Origin of the sequence: Actinophytocola sp. (assembly GCF_035634895.1) — a bacterium.
Classification (GTDB): Bacteria; Actinomycetota; Actinomycetes; order Mycobacteriales; family Pseudonocardiaceae; genus Actinophytocola.
On record NZ_DASQCC010000088.1, the window covers coordinates 1 to 22,011 of the forward strand.

At 70.5% G+C, this 22,011-nt stretch carries 14 protein-coding genes and 1 pseudogene; 6 read left to right on the top strand and 9 right to left on the bottom strand.

Annotated features, from left to right (window positions below; all coding sequences use genetic code 11):
• The 5 genes from VET29_RS12155 to VET29_RS12175 all read right to left on the bottom strand — a co-directional run.
• Window positions 1-964: WD40/YVTN/BNR-like repeat-containing protein (locus tag VET29_RS12155; RefSeq protein WP_414636484.1), on the bottom strand; the 964-nt coding region annotated here is incomplete at its 3' end.
• Between the two features lie 114 nt (window positions 965-1,078).
• The gene (locus tag VET29_RS12160; protein WP_324919247.1) at window positions 1,079-2,593 is read right to left on the bottom strand and encodes a cellulase family glycosylhydrolase; all 1,515 of its coding nucleotides are present in this window, start codon (window positions 2,591-2,593) and stop codon (window positions 1,079-1,081) included.
• 19 nt (window positions 2,594-2,612) lie between these two features.
• Window positions 2,613-5,441 (bottom strand): glycoside hydrolase family 48 protein, encoded by a 2,829-nt coding sequence (locus tag VET29_RS12165; RefSeq protein ID WP_324919249.1) that lies wholly within the window; start codon window positions 5,439-5,441, stop codon window positions 2,613-2,615.
• Window positions 5,442-5,648: 207 nt separating this feature from the next.
• Entirely contained in the window at window positions 5,649-7,364 is a 1,716-nt protein-coding gene (locus VET29_RS12170; protein ID WP_324919251.1) for a glycoside hydrolase family 6 protein, read from the bottom strand.
• Window positions 7,365-7,821: 457 nt separating this feature from the next.
• Window positions 7,822-9,189 (bottom strand): cytochrome P450, encoded by a 1,368-nt coding sequence (locus VET29_RS12175; protein WP_324919253.1) that lies wholly within the window; start codon window positions 9,187-9,189, stop codon window positions 7,822-7,824.
• Between the two features lie 175 nt (window positions 9,190-9,364).
• Between VET29_RS12175 and VET29_RS12180 the strand changes: the two genes are divergently transcribed.
• From VET29_RS12180 to VET29_RS12205, 6 genes are read left to right on the top strand one after another with little or no spacing between them, the layout of a single operon-like run.
• Entirely contained in the window at window positions 9,365-10,777 is a 1,413-nt protein-coding gene (locus VET29_RS12180) for an ATP-binding protein (RefSeq protein ID WP_324919255.1), read from the top strand.
• Window positions 10,778-10,779: 2 nt separating this feature from the next.
• The gene (locus tag VET29_RS12185; protein WP_414636487.1) at window positions 10,780-11,193 is read left to right on the top strand and encodes a roadblock/LC7 domain-containing protein; all 414 of its coding nucleotides are present in this window, start codon (window positions 10,780-10,782) and stop codon (window positions 11,191-11,193) included.
• Window positions 11,193-11,552, top strand: coding sequence for a DUF742 domain-containing protein (locus VET29_RS12190; RefSeq protein ID WP_324919300.1), 360 nt, complete (start codon window positions 11,193-11,195; stop codon window positions 11,550-11,552). Before VET29_RS12185 ends, VET29_RS12190 begins: the two co-directional genes overlap by 1 nt.
• Before the next feature lie 4 nt (window positions 11,553-11,556).
• Window positions 11,557-12,132, top strand: a complete 576-nt coding sequence (locus VET29_RS12195; RefSeq protein WP_414636485.1) for a GTP-binding protein — start codon at window positions 11,557-11,559, stop codon at window positions 12,130-12,132.
• A complete protein-coding gene (locus VET29_RS12200) occupies window positions 12,129-13,337 on the top strand; it encodes a cytochrome P450 (RefSeq protein WP_324919261.1) in 1,209 nt (402 codons plus the stop codon). The genes VET29_RS12195 and VET29_RS12200 overlap by 4 nt, the downstream gene beginning before the upstream one ends.
• A 54-nt stretch (window positions 13,338-13,391) precedes the next feature.
• The gene (locus tag VET29_RS12205) at window positions 13,392-15,740 is read left to right on the top strand and encodes a penicillin acylase family protein (RefSeq protein WP_324919263.1); all 2,349 of its coding nucleotides are present in this window, start codon (window positions 13,392-13,394) and stop codon (window positions 15,738-15,740) included.
• Here the strand turns inward: VET29_RS12205 and VET29_RS12210 are convergent.
• The 4 genes and pseudogenes from VET29_RS12210 to VET29_RS12225 form a co-directional block, all read right to left on the bottom strand.
• Window positions 15,705-16,094: a hypothetical protein gene (locus VET29_RS12210; RefSeq protein ID WP_324919302.1), complete on the bottom strand. Its 390-nt coding sequence runs from the start codon at window positions 16,092-16,094 to the stop codon at window positions 15,705-15,707. The genes VET29_RS12205 and VET29_RS12210 overlap by 36 nt on opposite strands.
• Before the next feature lie 94 nt (window positions 16,095-16,188).
• Window positions 16,189-17,142 (bottom strand): annotated as a pseudogene (locus VET29_RS12215) (cytochrome P450); the annotation flags it as partial.
• 142 nt (window positions 17,143-17,284) lie between these two features.
• Window positions 17,285-18,688: a protein kinase domain-containing protein gene (locus tag VET29_RS12220; protein WP_324919265.1), complete on the bottom strand. Its 1,404-nt coding sequence runs from the start codon at window positions 18,686-18,688 to the stop codon at window positions 17,285-17,287.
• A gap of 136 nt (window positions 18,689-18,824) precedes the next feature.
• Window positions 18,825-21,830, bottom strand: coding sequence for an SEFIR domain-containing protein (locus VET29_RS12225; protein WP_324919268.1), 3,006 nt, complete (start codon window positions 21,828-21,830; stop codon window positions 18,825-18,827).
• Window positions 21,831-22,011: the final 181 nt, after the last annotated feature.

Genomic DNA, 22,011 nt, shown 5'->3' on the forward strand with positions numbered 1-22,011 from the left:
TCGGGCTGACGTTGGTCCAGGTGCCGCTCGCCGTCGCGTACCGCCAGACCTGGCCCTTGGCGCCGTCGTAGGGTCCGCCGGTGTCGCTCGTGGAGATGTAGAGCACCCCGCTGACCTCGTCGAGAACGCCCTTGTGCGCCAGGTATCCGGTCGGCTGCCCGGCGATCCGCTCCCACGACGTGCCGCCGTTCGTCGAGCGGTACACGGTGTTCTGCTTGTCCGCCACGCCGACGTAGATGCCCTGCGTCGCGTTCCCGGCCGTCGCCGTCGACTTGTCGAACGCCACCCACACCACGCCGGGCCGGTGGCTCTGGTAGCCCGTCGAGTCGCCCGGCACGTCGGCGTAGTCGCCGGCGTTGGGGAAGGCCGTCACCTTCGCCCACGTGGCCCCGAAGTCCGTGCTGCGCCACAGGCCGTTGCCGTTCGGCGCGCCGAAGTACAGGACGCTGTCGCGGTTCGGGTCGACCGCGAGGCGCTCACCCATGCCGCGGCCGGGCATGTTGCCGCCCAGCTTGAACGGCAGCGTCGTGACCTGCCAGGTGTCTCCCTTGTCGGCCGAGCGCAGGATCGCGCCGTTGTTGGGATCCCAGTCGTTGGTGTACATGCCGACCGCGGCGTACACGCGGTTGGTCTGGACCGGGTCGGTCGCGAGACTGTGTACGCCGTTGTAGCCCCAGTTCTCCCAGCCGACCCAGTCCAGCAGCGGCGTCCACCGCTGTGTGGTGTCGTTCCACCGGTACGCGCCGCCGATGTCGGTGCGCGCGTAGATCAGGTTGCGTTCCGTCGGGTTGAAGACGATGCCGGGCACGAAGCCCCCGCCGGCAATCTCCACGTTCTTCCAGGAGTACGCATCCGCCGCGGCCGCGACCGCCGAGGGTGCGGTGCCGGCGGCGACCGTCCCCGTGACCACCACCGAGGTGACCAGGAGTGCGGCGGCCAGCAGTGGGGTGAGCTTCGCACGCATCGTCTTGTCCTTACCCGCTTGTGCTTACCGCTTGTGCGTCGCGTCGGGGCGAGATCCCGGGGGTGTCCGAAGAGGGGTGCCGGAGAGGCTTCGGACACCCCCGGGGTCGTCGAGCTAGGCGGCCGTGCAGGCCTGGCCGTTGACGGTGAAGGCCGTCGGCCGGGTGTTGGTGCCGGTGTAGCTGGCGTTGAAGCCCAGACCCGTGACCGACTGCCCGGCGGCGATCACGCGGTTGTGGTCCAGGTTCGTCGCCGTCACGTTCGCGCTTCCGGTCGCCTGCACCCAGTTCGCGACCCAGCCGTTGCTGATCCGCTGGCTGCCCGGGAAGGTGAACGCCAACGTCCAGCCGCTGATCGCCGACGTGCCGGTGTTGGCGATCGACAGCGACGCGGTGAACCCGCCGCCCCAGTCGTTCACCCCGTAGGTCACCTGGCAGGCGACCGTCGGGGTCGGGGGCGGGTCGGTCGGCCCGGTGCCGCCGTCGGGCGGGATCAGGTACGGCGTCAGGAACGCCTGCTTGGCCGTGTTCACCGTGGTCCAGTCGTCGTTCAGGATCCCGCCCGTGTCACCGGAGTTCGGGTTCCACGACCAGAAGGTGAAGCTGATCGCGTTGGTTCCCGTGCCCAGGTACGCCATGAGCGTGCGCAACCACGTCTGGTCCCTCGGGTCGGCGAGCGTGGTGCCGAACTCGCCGAGCAGCACGGGAGCCACGTTGTTCTTGAACAGGTAGCCCCAGTTCTTGTCCCAGATCGCCGCCATGTTGTTGGGGAAGGCGGGATCGGAGAACCACGGCTGGGCGAACACCGACGTCGCATAGTCGTGCGCCGAGTACACGAGACGGTTCGCGACGTTGAGCCGCACCGGCGCGGTCGCCGCGCCCTGGAGGTTGCCACCCCACCAGTAGCCGTCGCCGTTGAAGGAGTCGACGCCCTCGACGACGATCAGCCAGTTGGGGTTGACCGACAGGATCGCGTTGCCGGCCCGTTCTGCCGCCAGGCGCCAGTCGGTGGCCGTGTCGCCGCTGCCCCAGTTGGCGCCGCCGCCACCCTGGATGCCGTGCGGCTCGTTGTGCAGGTCGGCGCCGATCACCGTGGTGTTGCCCAGATAGCGCTGTGCGAGCATCCGCCAGTCGGACAGCCATCTGCTCTCCGGGTACTGGCTCGTGTACCACAGCGCCGACTGGGCGCCGGAGTCCGGCCGGTGCCGGTCCAGCAGCACCTTCATGCCGATCTGCCCGGCGTAGTCGATGATCTTGTCCATGATCTGCACGCCGTTCAGGCCCTGCAGGTCGGGGTTGAGGTCGTAGCGGATGCTCGTCGGGGTGGACCCGGCGTCGAAGAGCTGGTTGGCGAAGGGCAGCCGCAACGTGTTGTACTTCAGGCTCTTCATCTGGTCGAGCATGTCCTTGTAGCCCCGGGACCACAGGCCGTGCGGCGCGTAGTTCGCCGTCTCCAGGCCGAACCAGTTGATCCCGGTCATGCGTACCGGCTGGTTGTTGGCGTCCAGCAGCTGGCGACCGTTCGTGTGCCAGTAGCCGGTGCCGGCGGCCGAGGCGGGCCCTGCCGAGGCAAGGCCCACCAGCGGCACCAGTGTCAGCGCCAACAACACCGCCATGATGCGTCTGATCATGGAGTGCTGCTTCCGTTCGTCATCCGAAGAGGCGGCCGTACTCGGCCATGGCCATCGCGACGTCGGCCTGTGCCCAGAACCGGTGGTACCGGAACGTGGGGGCCGAGCCACCGTCGAGATAGGACTGCACGGACGACCAGGCCGGGTCCTGCTTGTACCACGACCGGAGGCCGATGAACGTCGACGACGAGTTGATCGGGTCGCCGTTCGACATGGTCCCCGTGAAGTTGCTCGGTACGAAGACCGGGTCGTCGAACCGGTTGTAGTCGGCCCGGGACTCGACGGTCGAGACGCCGCGCGAGTCCTGGTTCTGCGTGGCCCACATGGCGTCGAGGAGGTTCTTCGCCATGTCGCGGGCCGCCGTGTTGCCGGACTCGGACGCGTAGTGCGCCAACGTCTTCACCAGTGCCGCGGTCACGCCCACGTCCTGCCCACGGCTGGTGACCGTGACGTGCAGGTTGGTGTTGGTGGCCGGGCTCGACGGGTTCCACGTCGCCGGCGCACCGGACCAGGACAGGTCGCTCGGGACCTGCCAGGTGCCGGCCGACGGGTTCGCCGTGGTGTTCGCGAGCGCCCACGGCACCCACTTGTCCAGCACGGCCTTCGCCGCGGCGTTGCCGGTCTGGTTGTACAGCTCGGCGACGCGCTCCATCGACCACACCTGCATGCCGAACCACTGGTTGCTCGGCGGGTCGTGGTAGACGGGCTGGACGTCGTAGTACATGCCGTAGAACGTCGGCGTGCCCGAAGGCGGTGTCGCGTAGCGGCCCGCCCAGCTGTTGGTCGCGCCGCCGGCGATGCCGCCTTCGGAGGACTGCAGCCAGCGGTAGAACTCCAGCTGCCTGGTCATGCTGGCCGCCCAGTCCGCCTGGCCGGTCGACGACTTCGGCTTGAGGGCCGGCACGTTCGCCAGCGCGTACGCGGCGAGCGGGTTCTGGTAGCCGAAGTGCGCCTGGCCGGAGCCGATGCGCCACGCCCAGCCACCGTCGGTCGCGCCGCCCCACGCGTAGTACCACGTGAGCAGGCCGGTGGAGCTGTTCTTCCCACTGCCCGCCGGACACGTTGACGGGCCGACGCAGCTGCCGACCTGCTTGAAGTACTTGTCGTAGAACGAGTACCGCAGGTAGTCACCCATCTTGGCGGCCTTGCCCACGGTCGTCGCGACGTCGGCCTGCCTGCCCTGCTGGGTCGCCCAGGTGTTGGCCCAGTAGGCCGCCTGGACGGCGCGTGCGTCGGCGTCGGGCGCGTCGGTGTAACGCCACTGCCGCGCGTACTGCGAGTCCTGGATGAACAGCGGCAGGAAGCCGTTCGGCCCGCCCTGCCCGGAGTTGAACGGCTCCCACGACGGCTGCGGCACGGTCTCCCACACGGACTCCTGCGGCCCGCGCTGGAAGGTGTTGATGTAGGACGGGCTGCCGGTGCGGTCGCCGCGGCGACCGTAGCCGTAGCGGTTGTCCACGTCGAGCAGCCAGTGCATGCCGTAGATGTCGGACGTGCCGTAGGCGCTGGTCAGCTCGCTCGCCAGCGGGTCGTTGCCGGTGGACACGTTGGCGTCCAGCGGTACCGGGTACTGGTTCGGGGTGTCCTGCTCCGGCGCGTAGGTCGCCGTGTCGTTCGGGTTGTACACCGAGTTGCTCGGCTGGTCGGCGTGGGTGGGGATGATGTTGGTCTCCATGGACGTCCAGGCCGTGTTGAACCTGGTCCAGTCCTGGGTCGCCTGGCCGTACTGCGCCTCGAGCCAGATCCAGTAGCTGAAGGCCTCGGACGTCGTCACGTGCCCGTAGTCGGGCGCCTCGACGATCAGCGTCTCCACGGAGTGGTAGGGGATCGGCGGGTTGTGGCTGGAGAAGTAGCCGTTCGCCGGGTCCTTGATCTTGTTGTACAGCGTCATGAACCGCTGCGCGTAGTCCGACAGGTCGTTGTCGGCCTCGGTCGCGGTGATGGTCGCCGTCGTCTGGCCGGTCGCGCTCGCGGTGAACGTAGCCGTGCCGTTGGCGCTGTCGGTGTCCTCGGCGGCGTTGAGCGTCACCGTCTGCGGGGTGTTCCAGTTCGACGTGGTGAACGTCCTCGTCGCGCCGGTGCCCACCGTCAGGTCCGCGTCGCCGCTCGTCTTCGCGGTCGTCACGGTGACGTTTCCTGTTGGCTGCTGGGAAAGCCGGAGCGACACGTTCGTGCTGCCGCCCTCCGGCACGCTCGGCGCGACCGGGTCGGCGATGACCGTCGGACCGGTGTTGGCGCTCACGGTCACGTCGACCGGCGAGGACTCCGTGATGGCCCCCACGTTGTCGTACGCCCGCGCCGTCAGCACGTAGTTGCCGGCCGGGACGCTTGCCCAGGTCGCCGTGTACGGGCTGGCGGTGTCGGTGGTGATCAGCGTGTCGTTCGCGTAGAACTCGACCTTGGCGATGGTGCCGTCCGGGTCGGACGCGCTGGCGGCGAGCGGGATGTTCGCGCCGGCGGTGAAGGTCGACCCGGTCGTCGGCTGGCTCAGGCTGACCGTCGGCCCCTGGTTCGCGCCGGTGCAGGAGACACCGTTGATCGCGAAGCTGGTCGGGTTGGTGTTGGTGCCGGTGAAGGCGCCGTTGAAGCCGATCTGGGTGGACCCGTTGGTGGCGAGCGTGCCGTTGTAGGACAGGTTCGTCGCGGTCACGTTGGGGCTGCCGCTGGGCTGGGACCAGGTCGCGTTCCAGCCCTGGGAGACCCGCTGGTTGCCCGGGAAGGCGAACGTGAGGCTCCAGCTGGTGATCGGGTCGCCGAGGTTGTGGAGGGTGAGGTTGCCGGTGAAGCCGCCGCTGCCCCAGTTGCTGGCCGAGTAGTCGACCGAGCACTGGACCGCGAGCGGAGACACGGCGGCACTAGCGGGGATGGCTAGGGGGATTATCAGAGCGAGACAGGCTGGGAGCGCTCCCAGGTGTCGTCGTAGTCTCATGACCTGACTCCGGTGTGGATTCGGTCGGACAAGGTGCGGGGGAGCGCCGCCCGCCTCCGCGCGACCCGGGGGAGGGACCGTGCGAAGGCGGGCGGGCTACTCACAGTGTTGAACCAGGAGGGTTGTTCACAGCGGCGGGAAGGCGTTGGCCATCAGCTGCCGGAACTGGGCGGAGAACCAGTGCCCGGACAGCGGTGCGTTCGCCAGCGCGCCGGACATGTGGTTGTTGTTCCTCGGGTTGCCGGTGTACGTCGGGTCGCACATCCGGTCGAAGCCCTTGCCCTCGTCGTTCGGGATCTGCGAGGAGGCCCCGTCCGACTCGCCCGGTGGCTTGATCCACACGTAGGCGTCGATACCGCTTGCCGGTGCGGCCTTCGGCCGCTCGCCGAGCCCGGCCCCGGACTGGTTGCACCAGTTGCCGAGGTGGATGCGGCGGTCGACACGCGACTGGTCCATGAAGGTGACCGGGTCGGTCGACGTGCTCGCGGCGGTGGGCCTGGCGGAGCCGCCCCAGCCGTTGCGCGAGGTGTCGATCAGCATGCCGATGCTGGAGCCGAAGCACGACGCCGCCTTGGTGCGGAAGTCCTGCGCGAAGCCCAGCTCGTCGACGTAGCGGTTCCAGTCGACCCAACCGCCGGCGGCCTCACGCAGCGGCTTGCCGCCCACCACGGTGTTCGCGGTGAAGAACGGCTCCTTGAGCGCGCTGTAGTTGGCCGTGTTGGTGATGAAGCCCCACACGTCCGACGGCGTGGCGCCGGACGCCCGCGCGGCCTGGCACGCGATGTCGACGGTCGGCTGCATGTTGTCGTCCCAGCCGAGCCAGCCGTGGTGGCCGGCGTCGATGTAGTTGTAGACGTTGGGCACGTCGCCCAGCTTGTTGAGCGCGTAGCCGACGCCGGTGACGTAGTTGCCGTTGGACTTCATCGTGTCGCACGCCGCCACCGCGGTGTTGCGCGGCGAGACGTTCGTGATGAGGTTCGGCAGCGAGTCGATCTCGATGACCGTCACGATCCGCAGGTTGGCGTAGGCCGACCTGCCGAGGATCGCCGCGATCGGGTCGATGTACTGCGACTCGTACCTGGTCAGCTCCGTCGGACCCAGCTCGCCGTTGGACGCCAGCGCCGAGCAGTCACGGCCGGGCAGGTTGTAGATGACGAACTGGACGACCATCGGGCGCGAGCCGTTCGCGGCGTCCTGCTGGACGGCCGCGTCGAGGTGCGCGGCAAGGCCACGGCTGGTGGAAGTGCCGTTGATGGCCGCGATCCGGTCGAGCCACACGCCGGTCGGCTGGTTGGCGACGCGGCTGCCACCCGGCTCGGCGGCGGCGAGCGCGGACCAGTCCGGGTTCACGTAGACGTCGGCGCCCGAGTAGGGGTTGTCGACCCGGTTGCCCGGGTCGCCCGGGTTACCCGGGTCGGTCGGATCCGTCGGGTCGGTCGGCGGCTGGCCCGTGCAGGCGACACCGTTGAGCGAGAAGCTCGTCGGCGCCGTGTTCGTGCCGGTGAACGTGCCGTTGAAGCCGATCTGGGTCGACGCGCCGGTGCCGAGCGAACCGTTGTAGGACATGTTCGTCGCGGTCACGTTCGCGCTGCCCGAGGGCTGGGACCAGTTCGCGTTCCAACCCTGGGAGACGCGCTGGTTGCCCGGGAAGGCGAACGTCAGCGTCCAGTTGGTGATCGGGTCGCCGAGGTTGTTGACGGTGACGTTGCCGGTGAAGCCACCGCCACCCCAGTTACTGGCGGAGTAGTCGATCCGGCAAGCGGTTGCCGCGCTTGCGGTGGAGGCACCCAGCGCCATGACGAACGTCGTGGTCAGCACGACGAACGACACGGCGGCGGCCATGAAACGGCGACCGCGGTGTACCCCTCTCCCTGACAGTTTCGTTCTGAGCTTCATCGCGGTTCCTCTCGCTCATCGTTGAGCGGGCGCTCTGGGAGCGCTCCCAGAATCGGAGTCTAGCTCTTGTTAACGCCGTGTGTACAGCCTCTCACCCTGGATGAACAGTTAAGTTGTGCACTGTCGTGATGGCCGTTCGATCCCTTGCCTGCGCGATTGATTGGAACTTTCGGCACCTGGTAAGGAGAACTGTCAGGTTTCGCGGTCCCTTCGCGAACGGGCCTTGACAGCGTAATGAGTCGTCGGGATTCTGGGAGCGCTCCCACCTATGACGTGATTTCGAGGTGGGACGACGAGGTGTGCGTTCAGTAGTGGTCGATGATCGGACCGGTGCGCGCAGACATCAGACCCCGTGCACGGCGCCGGAGAACCAGCGCCCGCCCCGCGAGGTCCGCGCCCGCGGTCACCCCCGTGGGAGCAGGCGGACGCGGACCGGTTGGTCCGGCCCGAGGGTGATCAGCGCCTTCGGCGCGACCGGCTCCTGGGACACCAGCTCGACGCGGTACCGCTGCAGGGTGCTCGCGATGATGAACAGCATCTCGGTCATCGCGAACTGTTCGCCGATGCAGCGGTGGGGGCCGGAGCCGAACGGCAGGTACGCGCTCCGGTCCCGCCCGGCCACCTCGTCGGCGGCGAACCGCTCCGGGCGGAACTCGTCCGCGGCGTCCCAGAACTCGGGGTGCCGGTGCACGTGGTACGTGCTGTAGAAGACCACGGAGCCGGCCGGGATCCGGTAGCCGCCGATCTCGTCGTCGGCGAGTGCGCGGCGCCAGCCCTGGTACTGCTGCGGGTACAGGCGCTGGGTCTCGTCGATGACCTGCCGGGTGTAGGTCAGCCTGGTGCAGTCGGCGAGGGTCGGCGGCCGGCCGCCCAGCTCCGTGTCGACCTCCTGGCGCACCTGTTGCTGGACCTCCGGGTGCATGCCGAGCAGATACCACAGCCAGGTCAGCACGTTCGCCCCGGTCTCGTGGCCGGCGAACAGCATCGCGAACACCTGGTCGCGCAGCTGCTCGTCGGTGAGGCGGGCGCCGGTGGAGTCCTCGGCCTGGATCATCATCGACAGCAGGTCGCCGCGGTCCACCTGGTCGGTCAGGTGCTGGGTGATGAGGTAGTCGATGATCTCCTCGACGATCGTGTGGGCGGCCCAGAACCGGCGGTGCCCCGCGGTCGGCACGGACAGCGGCAGCACCGGCATCCGCACGTACGCGACGAGCTCGGTGTCCATCGTGTCGATGGCCTCGGCGAAGCGGTTGATGAGACCCTGCTCGTCCAGTGCGAACAGCGAGCGCGCCACGACGTGCAGGGTCAGCCGCCGCATCGCCACACCGGCGTCGATGGGCTCGCCGGACGCGGCGGCCGTGTCCCAGTCGGCGAGCCGGGTGCGGATCACCGCGAGCATGTGTTCGGCCATGGACGCGATCCGCTGGTGGTGGAACGAGGGTTGAAGCATGCGGCGCATGTCGCGCCACTCCTCGCCGCCCTCGACGTTCGTGAGCCCCCGGCCGAACATGGCCTTCGCCAGCTTGAAAGGGAAGGCGCTCCGGTCGAAGTTGGCGGGGTTGCGCTGGAGGACGTGCCTGACGTGGTGCGGATGGCCCAACAGCACGCACCGGTACGGGCCGAGGCGGAACGAGCTGATGTCGCCGTAGGTGTCGATCATCTCGCCGACGAAGTCCAGCGTCCTGCGCTGGAAGCCCATGGTGGTGCGGATCGGGTTGGCCGGGCCGGGTGGGGTGGCGCCAGGTTTGGCAGTGGGTCCCGTCCCGGGCATCTAGATGGTCCTTCCGCCTGATCCCCGGCCCAGCGCCGACGAGCGGAGATCATCCTGCCAGAGGGGCCTACGCGCGGGGGCAACCGTTTGGTCGAAGACGTTGCTCCCGTCGCCGGGTCGAGTATGTTTCTCATCTGCGTTGTCGTCTTTGCCACACCCCAGCCCGAGGACTGACATGCCAGCACGAGAGCCCGCTCCGCATCCGCCAGAAGGCCGGCCGATCATCGACGTGGTGGTGCCCCTGCTCGTCGCGGCGGTGGTCAGCTTCGGTATCACGCTCTGGCTGACCAGTCAGGTGACCAGCGCGGACGCGTCGGTCGTCGGCTGGACCGCAGGCCTGCTCTCGTTCGTGCTGTGCGCCGCGGTCGGCTACGCCGCCTTCCGGACCGGCCGGGCCCGGCTCACCGCGGCGCGGCTGCGCGCGCTGGAGGACGAGGTCCACCTGCTGGCCACCGACCTGCTGCCCGCGGCGGCGAGCCGGGTCCGCGACGGCGCCTCGGCCGACACGGTCCTCATCGAGTTCGGGCCCCGGACCCACGGCGTCACCAAGGAGGTCCTCCTGCGGGTGGTGGGGGAGATCGGCCTGTCCGAGCGGCAGCGGTCGGCGGCGATGGGCGCGTGCGCCAACGCGGCGGGCCGCGTGCAGGCCATGGCCACGAGCATGCTGGCCGACCTGCGGGAGATGGAGGGCCGGCACGCCGAGAACGTGCTGGGCGACCTACTGAAGCTCGACCACAGCACGGCGCAGACCGGCCGCCTCGCCGACAGCATCGCGGTCCTCACCGGCGCGCGGTCGGGCAGGCGCTGGACCAAGCCGATCGTGATCGAGAGCATCCTGCGCGGCGCGATGGGCCGGATCCAGGCCTACCAGCGGGTTCAGGTGCACTCCAGCAGCACCGCGGCCATCGTCGGCTACGCCGCGGAGGACGTGATGCACGCGCTGGCCGAACTGATGGACAACGCCACCCGCTTCTCCGCGCCGTCGGAGGAGGTCCACGTCTACGTCGAGGAGCTGCACACCGGTCTCGTCGTCACCATCGAGGACGGCGGGCTCGGCATGAAGCCGCAGGCGCTGGCCCGCGCCGAGGCCGCGGTGTCGATCAGCGAGCCGCTGGACCTCGCGAAGGTGCCGGGCACGCGGCTGGGGCTCGTGGTCGTGGGTTCGTTGGCCCGCAAGCACAAGCTGCAGGTGTACTTCCGGCCGTCGTCGCGTGGCGGCACCGGGGTGGTCGTTCGGGTCCCGAACCAGCTGGTCATCCACCCGCGCGAGGAGGCGCCCCCGGTGGCGTCCCGTGCGGTCGAGGCGACGCAGTCGGCCGGCGGGGACAGCGCCGGCACCGCGGCGACCGCCACCGCCGTGCTCGACGCGCCGGCGGACGAGGTCGCCGAGGTCACGGAGCTGCCGAAGCGGCCACGCGGGCAGACCCTCGCCGCCGCGGTGCGTGCGACGGAAACGGATCGCCAGGTGCCGCGACGTACCGGGAAAAAGACCGACATCGGTGCGCGTTTCAGCGCTTTTCAGCAGGGCAGCCGGTCCACGCCCGCTGAGAACGCCGGCGAGACCGCTGGAGAGGATGACTCGGAATGACCATGGCGACCGACGCCAACCTCACGTGGATGCTCGAGAGCCTGGTGGAGCAGACCGCGGGAGCCAACCACGCGCTGGTGCTGTCGAGGGATGGTCTCAAGCTCTGCCACACCTCCGCCCTGTCGGTGGACAAGGCCGACCAGCTGGCCGCCATCGCGGCCGGCGTGCAGGCGCTGTCACAGGGCGCCTCCATGGAGTTCGGTGACGGCACCGGCGGGGTGCGGCACTCGATGACCGAGTTCCACGGCGGCATCCTGTTCATCGTCGAGGCTGGCGAGGGCGCGCACCTCGCCGTGCTCGCCGCCGAGGAGGCCGACGTCGGCCTGATCGGCCACCGCATGAACGAGCTCGTCGAGCAGATCGGCGCGTTCCTCACCGCGCCGCCGCGGCGGCCAGAGCACACGAGCCCGTCGTGATGGTTCGCCGCGAGCTCGACAACGAGGGCCCCGACCGGCTCTACACGGTCACCCGCGGGCGGAGCAGGGCCGACGACGTGGACCTCGACCTCGTCACGCTGATCGTCGCGGCGGCGGAACCGACCCCGGGCATGCAGTCCGAGCACGCCAGGATCCTGCTCCTGTGCCGGAGTCCGGCCGCGGTCGTGGAGATCTCGGCCGGCCTGGGCATGCCGGTCGGCGTCGTCAAGATCCTCCTGTCCGACCTGCTGCGTGCCAACAAGATCACCGCCCGCCACCCGTCGTCGGCCCGGGCCAGCAGCCAGCTGCCCGACGCCGCGATCCTGAAGAAGGTGCTCGTTGGACTCAACAACCTCTGACCGCGTGCCACTGGCCGAGACGGCGAGCGACGGGCTGAAGATCGTGATCGTCGGCGGGTTCGGGGTCGGCAAGACCACCATGGTCCGCGCGGTGAGCGAGATCCGGCCGCTCTCCACGGAGGAGACGATGACACAGGCCGGCCTCGGCATCGACGAGACCGGCGGGGTCACGGGCAAGACCACGACGACCGTCGCGTTCGACTTCGGGCGGATCAGCCTGAACGAGCAGATGGTGCTGTACCTGTTCGGCGCGCCGGGGCAGGAGCGGTTCTGGTTCCTGTGGGACCGCCTGTTCTCCGGCACGCTCGGCGCGGTGGTGCTCGTGGACACCCGGCGCCTGTCCGACTCCTGGTACGCCATCGACCGGCTGGAGCACCACAAGACGCCGTTCATCGTGGCACGCAACAACTTCCCGGGCAGCGCGGCGCACAGCCTCGACGCGGTCCGGAACGCACTGTCGCTGCCCGACCGGGTGCCGCTGATCGACTGCGACGCCCGGGACCGGGAGTCCGCCAAGCAGGTGCTGATCAGCCTGGTCGGCCACCTCTACTCGCTGAGCATGGCCAGGGAGGCGTCATGACCGACGTCGTCCGCCGCGCCGACGCGGTTCCCTTGTACGGCCCCAAGTACGCCGAGGACCCGCGTGGGCTGTACGCCGAGATCCGGCGCCGGCACGGGCCGGTCGCGCCGGTGCTGCTGGAGGGCGACGTCCCCGCGTGGTTCGTGTGCGGGTACCGGGAGCTGCACCAGGTCACCGCGGACGCGCAGCTGTTCGCGCGTGACTCGCGGCGCTGGAACGGGTGGGAGACCGTGCCGGACGACTGGCCGCTGCTGCCCCAGCTGCTGCACAACCCGTCGGTCATGTTCACCGAGGGGCCTGAGCACACCCGGCGGGCCGGCGCGCTGAGCGACGCGCTGGCGTCGATCGACCAGTTCGAGCTGGCCACCCAGTGCGAGCGGATCGCCGACGCGATGATCGACTCCTTCGCCGGCGCCGGCGAGGCCGAGCTGATGAGCCAGTACGTGTCCCGGGTTCCGTTGCGTGCCATCGCGGTGATGTGCGGGCTGCCCGAGGATGCCGCGCGGATGTTGGTGGACGACGTGATGGGCGCGATGAGCCTGTCCACGGAGAACCAGCTGGCGGCCTACGCGCGGATGCAGGAGGAGATGCAGCGGCTCGTCGACAGCAAGCGGGACCACCCGGGCGCGGACGTCCCGTCGCACCTGCTGGCCGACGGCGCGAACCTGTCCGGCGAGGAGATCATGATGGACCTGCTCGTGGTCCTGACGCAGGCACACGGGCAGACGACCAAGTGGATCGGCAACACGATCGGCCTGATGCTGACCGACGAGCGGTTCGCGATCACCATCTCCGGCGGCCGGGCCAGCGTGGGCGACGCGCTCAACGAGGTGCTGTGGCACGACACGCCGACCCAGAACTACCTCGGCCGCGTCGCGACCCGCGACACGACCCTTGGCGGACAACGGATCCGCGTCGGCGACCTGCTGGTGCTCGGCCTGGCCGCGGCGAACGCCGACCCGCACGTCCGTTCGGCCGAGGGCACCGTGGGCAACCGCGCGATGATGTCCTTCGGCCACGGCGAGCACGGCTGTCCCTACCCGGCCCCGGAACTGGCCGAGCTCATCGCGAAGACGAGCATCGAGGTGCTCATCGACCGGCTCCCCGACCTGGTGCTCGCCGAGCCCCTGGAGTGGGAGTCGACGGTGTGGACACGTGGTCTGACCAACCTGCGGGTGACCTTCACACCGGCCTACGTGGCGTGATCCTCGGGGTTTTCCCTGAGCCGGACGCCGCCGCGATCGGGTAGGAAGGACCCCATGCGAAGGGGCATCCACTGGGGCGCGGCTTTTCTCGCCGCCGCCGCGGTCTCGACAATGACAGTTTCCGAGGCACCTGCCGAGACACGGCACGGGACCGGCGCCGACATCCGGTACACCGAGTACGGCGTCCCGCACATCACGGCGAACGACTTCACCGGGCTCGGCTACGGCTTCGGGTTCGCCGCCGCCACCGACAACGTCTGCCAGATCGCGAAGGTCTACCTGACCGTGAACGCGCAGCGGTCCCGCCACCTCGGCGCGGACACGCGGTCCGACTTCGACTACGGGCCCGCGGCCAGCAACCTCGACAGCGACCTGTACTTCCAGCAGATCAACGACTCCCGCGTCATCGAGCACCTCATCGCCCAGCCCGCGCCGGTCGGGCCGCGGCGCGAGTCGCGTGAGCTCATCCGCGGGTACGTCGCCGGGTACAACCGGTACCTGCGCCAGGTCGGCGTCACCGACCCGTCCTGCCGCGGCGCGGACTGGGTGCGCCCGATCACCGAGCGGGACGTCTACCGCCACTTCTACGCCGTGGCCACGTACGCGGGCGCGGGCCAGGCCATCGACGGCATCGCGAACGCGGCGCCGCCCGCCGTGCCGACCGCCTCGCCCGCGATCCCGCCGGACGCGGCCGACCGGGTGCGGGCCGCCCTGGACGGCATGGACATGGGCAGCAACGCCATCGCCGTCGGCTCGGCCGGCACCGCGAGCGGGCGCGGCCTGCTGCTCGGCAACCCGCACTTCCCCTGGCAGGGCGGCCGCCGCTTCTGGCAGTCGCAGATGACCGTGCCGGGCAGGCTGAACGTCAGCGGCGCGGGTCTGCTGGGCCTGCCGTTCGTCCAGATCGGGTTCAACTCCGACGTCGCGTGGAGCCACACCGTCTCCACCGCCACGACCTTCGGGCTGTACGAGCTGAACCTGGTGCCGGGCGACCCCACCTCCTACCTCGTCGACGGCAGGGCCGAGAAGATGACGAGCCGGCGGGTGCGCGTCCAGACCCAGACCGGGACCGTCGAGCGCACCCTGTACGCCTCGCGGTACGGCCCGGTCGTGTCGCCCATGTTCGGCCTGCCGCTGGACTGGTCGTCGACCACCGCGTACGCGATCCGCGACGCGAACCGCGACAACATGCGTGGCCTCAACACGTGGTTCGAGCTCGGCCGGTCGCACAGCACCAGGGACATCGTGAACGTGCTGTCCCGCACGCAGGGGGTGCCGTGGGTCAACACGATCGCCACCGATCGCGCCGGGCACGCGCTGTACGCCGACATCCAGGTCGTCCCGTACGTGACCGACGAGTTGGCCGCGCGCTGCAACACCCCGCTGGGCCAGCGGCTGTTCGGTGCGCAGGGCATCCCGGTCCTGGACGGGTCGCGCCGGGACTGCGCGTGGGGCACGGACCCGGACGCGGTCGTGCCCGGGATCTTCGGCGCGCGGCGGCTGCCGGTGCGGGACCGGACGGACTACGTCGCGAACGCCAACGACAGCGCGTGGCTGTCGAACCCGCACCAGCCGCTCACCGGCTACCCGCGGATCGTCGGCGACATCGCGACCCCGCGGGCGCCGCGTACCCGCATGGCGATCACGGCGGTCGAGGAAGGGCTGGGGGACTTCACCCGGAAGTCCATGCAGGACCTGCTGTTCGCCGACCAGAGCTGGTCCGGTGGTCAGGCCGCGACCGCGGCGGCGGCGATGTGCGCGGCGTTCCCGGACGGTCAGGCGCCGACGTCGGCCGGCGGCACCGTGCCCGTCGGCACCGCGTGCGCCGCGCTGTCCACCTGGGACCGGACGATGACCGTGAACAGCCGCGGCGGCCTGCTGTTCGAGCGGTTCTGGATGAAGGCGGGCGGCCTGGCGAACCTGTGGCTGGTACCGTTCGACCCGGCGAACCCGGTCGCCACGCCGAACACGCTGAACACGGCGAACCCGGCGGTGGCGCGGGCACTCGGCGACGCCATCGCCGACCTCCGTGGCGCCGGCATCGCGCCGGACGCCCCGCTGGGCGAGCACCACTACGTCGTCAGGAACGGCACCCGCATCCCGATCCACGGCGGGCAGGGCTCGCAGGGCGTGCTGAACGCGATCCAGCCGGTCTGGGACCCGGCGGCGGGTGACGTGGAGGTCGTCCACGGCAGCAGCCACGTCCAGGTGGTGTCGTTCGGCGCCGGCCGGTGCCCGGACGCGTCGACACTGCTGACGTACTCGCAGTCGAGCAACCCGACCTCCCCGCACTTCGCCGACCAGACCACGGTCTTCTCGGCGAGCAACTGGGTCCGCTCCCGCTTCTGCGAACGCGACATCCTGTCCTCACCGGCCCTGAAGGTCGTGCGCCTGCGCGGCTGACCCACACCCGCGAGTCCCGCGTTCAAACACACCGAGTCCCGCGTTCAAACACACCGAGCTGCGGTTTCGTGCACACCAGGATCTGCAACCGCACACGCCCCGGACGTGGTGTTCACGGTCCGGACGCGCACGTCTCCTGGCCTGGCTCACTGGTCCTGGGTACGGGCACGGTGCCCGTCTGATCACGTCAGGCGCACGGGGAGGGGCTTCCACGCCGTGCATCAAACCGCCCGGGCGCCACCGTAGGTCCTCCGGCGTGCCGGCGAGCGACAGCTTCGGGAAACGCTCGAGCAGCGCGCCGAACGCGACCTGCGCCTCCATCCGCGCCAGGGGTGCGCCCAGGCAGTAGTGGATGCCGTGGCCGAAGGAGACGTGCCCGCCCGGCCTCGCGGCCGAAGTCGAGTCGCTCCGGGCCGAAGAACCGGTCCGGGTCCCCGTTCGCGGAGCTGGTCGCGAGCAGGACCCATTCGCCCGCCGGGATCGCCACGCCGCCGATGGCCACGTCCGTGGCGGTGAACCGGTCGGTCGCGTGGTTCAGCGGGTTCGTGTACCGCAGCAGTTCCTCGACGGCCGCCGGTAGCAGCGACGGTTCTTCGCGCAGCCGGGTCATCTGCTCGGGGTGGGTCAGCAGCGCCAGGGTGCCGGAGGCGATGAGGTTGACGGTGGTGTCGAACCCGGCCATGACCAGGTGGAACACGCTGGAGAGCAGTTCGGTGTCGGCCAGGGTGCCGGAGGCGTCATCAGCCGGGCCGGACTCATCGCGAACGCGCACGAGCGCCGAGACGAGGTCGTCGCAGGGCCCGGCACGCTTGGCCGCGATGAGGTCCGTGAAGTAGACGGCCAGATCCCGGATGACGCGTTCGCGCTCCTTGCGGTTGTCGTAGTCGACCACTGCGACCTCGATCCACGCCCGATCGGCCGCCGGCACACCCAACAGTTCGCTGAGCACTGTGATCGGCAGCGGGCGGGCGAACCGGGTGAGCAGGTCGACGACGTCGCCGCCCCCGCCCGCCGACGCCATGTCCGCCAGCAGCGCTTCGGTGATTTCCACGGTGCGCGGCCGCAACCGCGCGATACGCCGCGGTGTGAACGCCTTCTGCATGAGGCCGCGCAGCCGAGTGTGGTCCGGCGGGTCCCGGTGGAGCATGTGTGCGTGCAGGTTCACCGCCTGGCTCGGCCAGGTCCTCGGGCCGGTGGGCCAGTGGTGCAGGTCCTTGGCGAGCCGTGGATCGGCCAGGCCGGCGCGCACGTCCACGTAGCGTGTTACCACCCACCTCCGCCCGTAGCCCGGCATCCGCACCGCGGCGACCGGCTGCGTCTCGCGCAGGTGCGCGAAGAATCCCGACGGGCTCCGGTTGTAGACGTCCTCGTCGATGGAGATGGGCTGCGCCTCGTCCGTCATGGTCCACACCGTAGGAAGACCGCCCGCGAAGCCACCAATGGATTTCTCGCCGCCGAAACAAGCACTCGGCCATATCCACCACACCTGCGCACCGCACGAAACCGCAACTCGGTGTGCGCGAACGCGGGACTCGCGGGTGTCGTTAGTGGGGTTGGCAGGTGAGGGTGGGGACTGGGCGGTCGGCGTCGGTGCCGTTGTCGGTCGTGCTGGCGTTGAAGCCGAAGGTGGTTTCGTCGCCCGGCTGGACGGTCGGGTTCCAGGCGGCGTTGGTGACGGTGACGTCGGTGCCGTTCCTGGTGAGGGTGCCGTTCCACAGGTCCTTGACGTCGTGGCCCTCGGGGGCGGTCCAGTGCACGGTCCAGCCGGTGAGGGTGCCGTCGCCGGAGTTGCGGATCGTCACGGACACCTGGTAGCCGTCCGGCCACGAGTTGACCACGTCGTAGCTGGCCACGCACGTGCCGACCTCCATGATCGGCTGGTGCGGCGTGCCGGTGGTCGCGGTCGTCCCGGTGGTCGTCGGTGCGCCGGGTGCCGAGCGGGTGGCATCCGAGTCGTTGAGGGTCGCGCCCAGGATCACGCCGGACGCCAGCAGTACCACGCCCGCGACGCCGATGCCGATGAGCAGGCCGCGCCGCGGCGCGCGGACCACCGGTCGCGGCGGTGGTGGCGGGGGCATCGTCACCGTCGGCGCGCGTGACCGCGGCACCGGGTACGTCCGGCCCGCGGCGAAGGCCGCGAGCGCCTCGTGCGCGATCTTCATGGTCGGTCGCTCGGTCGGGTCGCGGCGCAGCAGCCACAGCAGCAGCTCGGTCATCTCGCCGGCATGCCTCGGCGGCGTCATCTGGCCGTGCGCGACGCGCTGCAGCAGGGCGATCGGGTTGTCGTCGATGCCGTACGGCGGTATCCCCTCGACGGCCGCGTACAGCATGGCGCCGAGCGAGTACACGTCCGAGCGTGGCGCCGCCTTCCCCCCGGCGGCCACCTCGGGGGCGAGGTAGGCGGGGGTGCCGGCGAGGATCCCCGTCGAGGTCACGGTGCCGACGCCGGTCGCGCGGGACACCCCGAAGTCGGTGATCTTCGCGGTGCCGTCGTCGGTGATGAGCACGTTCTCCGGTTTGACGTCCCGGTGCACGATCCCGGCCGTGTGTGCCGCCACGAGCGCCGCGGCGACCTGGGCGCCGATGGCGGCGGCCTCGCGTGGCGGCAGGCCACCCCGGGAGACCAGCACCGCGTCCAGCGGCTCCGAGCGCAGGTACTCCATGATCAGGCACGGGCGGCCGTCGTGGGTCACCACGTCGTGCACGGAGATGGCGTTGGGGTGGCGCAGCTTGGCGGCGATGCGTGCCTCACGGATGGCGCGGGCGGCCGCCTGTTCCCGGGCCGCGCCGGCCGTCCCCGTGTCCGGGGAGTCGCCGAGCAGCAGCTGCTTGACGGCCACCTCGCGGTCCAGCCGCTCGTCGTGCGCCAGCCAGACCACACCCATGGCGCCGCGGCCGACTACCGACTCGAGGCGGTACCTCTCGGCGACCAGCTCACCCTCGTCCATCGGCGTCAACGCTAGCGCGCCCGCACGCGTGGCAACACCGGCGGCGCGTCGTACGGCCGGAAGGCGCAACCCGGGCGTCCGTTCCGCCGACCGCCTGGCGCACCCCGGGAACCGATCACCGACAGGGGTGAACCGGTCAGTCCCGCTCCAGCTCCGCGAGCTTCGCCTTCACGTCCTGTGCGTCCGGGATGCCGAGCCGCTCGTAGACCTCCAGGGCCTCACGCAGGTAGGCGCGGCCGTTGCCGCCGTAGCTGTCGCGGAGCAGGCAGCGGCCCATCCCCTCGAGCGCCCGGCCCTCGGCGATGAACGCGCCGATCTCGCGTGCCTGCCGCAGCGCCCGCTCGTGGTAGCTGTAGGCGTCGCCGGCCTCCGGGCAGTCCCACGCGAGCCTGCCGAGGTTGTTGAGCGCCTCGACCGTGCCGGCGGGGTCGCCGATCTCCTCGCACAGGGCGAGCGAGCGGACCAGGCTGGCGGTCGCCTCCCGCCAGCGCCCGGACAGGTGCGCGAGCACGCCGAGGTCGTTGTAGGCGCCCGCCTCGCACAGCTTGTCGCCGATCTTGCCGCACAGCTCCAGCGCGCGTTCGAGCGTGTCGGCGGCGGCCGCGTGGTCCGCGGGGGTCCGGTCGCCGGCGAGGTACCGGGTCATGGCCAGGCCGCGCAGCGTCCGTGCCTGGCCCTGGTAGCTGCCCAGCTCGACGAACAGCGTGTGCGCGCGGACCTGGGTGCTGTGTGCCTCCCGGTACTCGCCGATGGCCCGCAGCAGGGTGCCCATGCGGTACAGCGCGTCGGCCTCGCCGCGCCGGTCGCCGACCGCCGCGAACAACGCGATGGCCTTGGTCAGGCACCGCAGCGCGGGGGAGTAGTCGCCGGTCATCCCCTGCAGCAGGCCGAGGTAGCTCAACGCGTCGGCCTGGCCCTGGCTGCTGCCCAGCGACAGGAACGTGGTGAACGCGCGGACCAGGTTCAGCGACGAGGCCGAGTAGCTCTCCGTGAGGTGCTGCACGACGCCGAGCCGGAAGCGCGCGGTGGCCTCGATGAACCGGTCACCGACCTCGGCGGCCAGCGTGAGCGCGCGCGTCAGGTCCGCGGTCGCCGCCGGGTAGTCGCCCATCGCGTACCGCACGGCGCCGAGCAGGGCCAGGGTGTCCGCCTCACCGCGCCGGTCCTCGAGCCGCAGGTGCAGCCGCTGCGCCCGGGTCGCGGTGACCAGCGCGGACGGGTAGTCGTCGACGAGCAGCTGCACGGCGGCGAGGTTGCGGAGCGAGACGGCGAGGCCCGGCAGGTCGTGGCCGCGCTCGGCGGCGAGCGTGGCCACGTTGTGGATGGCGAGCGCGTCGTCCCAGTGCCCGCGCTGGGTGAGGTAGGAGTGCAGCGCGGCCGCGATCCCGACGGTGTGGCGGACGTGCGCGCGGCCGGTGGCGTGGTCGACGCACGCGTTGAGGTTGAGCCGTTCCCGGGCGAGCCAGCGGCGGGCGTCGGTCTCCGTGGCGATGGGCGGGGTGTGGGCCGGCGCGACGCCGGCGGGTGGTTCGAACGGCCGGCCGTGGTGCGGGACCAGGCGTGCGGCCTCGGTGGCGACGTGCAGGTAGTAGTCGAGCAGCCGGTCGGCGACGACGTCCTCGTCCGGGTCGAGGCCGCCGGCGTAGTGCCGGACGAGGTCGTGCAGCCGGTACCGGCCGGGCGCGGGCTCCTCGACGAGGTGGTTGAGGTAGAGCGTCTCGATGAGCCGCTGTGTCGTGTCGAGGTCGCGGCCGGACAGGGCCGCCGCCGCGTAGAGGTCGAAGTCGGCGCCGGGATGGCGGGCCAGGCGGCGGAACAGGCGGGCGACGTCGTCGGGCAGCTCGCCGTAGGACAGCTCGAACGCGGTGGTGACGCTGAGGTCGTCGGCACGCATCTCGGCGAGCCGGTCGGGTGCGGAGACGAGCTGTTCGGTCAGGTAGGGCACGTCCCAGGACGGGTGGCTGCGCAGCCGGCCGGCGACCAGCGCGATCGCGAGCGGCAGGTGCCCGCAGAGCCGGACGAGCTCGAAGATCCGGTGGCGTTCGTGGTCGGCGGCGCTGCGGTTGGCGAGCCGCAGGAACATGGTGACGGCGTGGTCGGTCGGCAGGACCGACAGCGGCAGCGGCTGTGCGTCCTCCAGGCCGGGGAGGCGGCGCCGGCTGGTGATCACGACCTGGCAGCCGGGAGTGCCGGGCAGCAGCGGGCGGACCTGGTCGTGGTCGGCGGCGTCGTCGAGGACGAGCAGCAGCTTGCGGCCGGCGAGCCGGTCGCGCCACATGCGGGCGCGGTCGTCCAGGGTCGAGGGGATGCCGCGCTCCGTGACGCCGATCGTGAGCAGCAGCGACCGCAGCGCGGTGTCCGGTGTGACCGGCTCGCGGGCCGGTGAGTGCCCGTGCAGCTCCAGGAAGAGCTGCCCGTCGGGGAACCGCTCGGCGACCTTCTGCGCCACGTGCACGGCGAAGGCCGTCTTGCCGACACCCGGCATCCCGTTCACGACGTGGACCGCGGCGGCGTCCCGGTCGCCGGCGATGACGATGCGTGCGGTGAGCTGGTCGACCTCGCCGGACCGCCCGGTGAACGAGGGGACGCCGCGGGGCAGCGTCGAGACCGCGGGCCGTCGCGGCCGCCATTCCCGGGCCGGCGTGGGCGCACCCGCCGCCGGCGGTCCCGGTGGCCGCCGGAGAACTCTGACGAGTTCTTTCGCGCCGGCGGCATTGATCTTCGGGAGGTGATAATGGCTGGCGCAGTGCGGTTGAAGGTAGAGCGGAATCTCGTGCACGGACCTACCGGGAAGTATTACCGGCAGTATCTTGCGGGTCCAGGTGGCCCGGTCGAGATAGAGGAAATCCCGTAGCACGGCGGACTCGGTCTGCACCCCGCGGTGCGCCTCGGGCGCCCCGGTGCCGTCGCCGGCCGCGCGATATCTCGGCGACGCCACGACGATGACGAAGTCGGCGTTGCGAAACTGGTCGATCATCCACAGGAACCAGTCCCGGCGCAGGTCGGTGTCCCACTCGTCGACCCGGACGTCCACGCCCAGCTTCAGCAGCAGCGTACAGAACCGCAACACCATTCGCCGGTGTTGCGGCGAGTCGTGCGCGTAGGAGACGAACACCCGGGCCGGCCGCGTCTCCACCGGCACGGCCGAATGGTTTTCTTGTGTAGAAGCCATGTCGTAAATCCCCCCGATTAGCCTTCCCCGCTCGAATCGCGTCCCCGTGTCGAGCCGGAGATTAACCCAACGATCCCAAGGTCGAGGAGAGGCCCGCCCAAGTTTCCGGGTTCAGGACAAATCAAGGACACCCCACCGCCACGTACCTCTA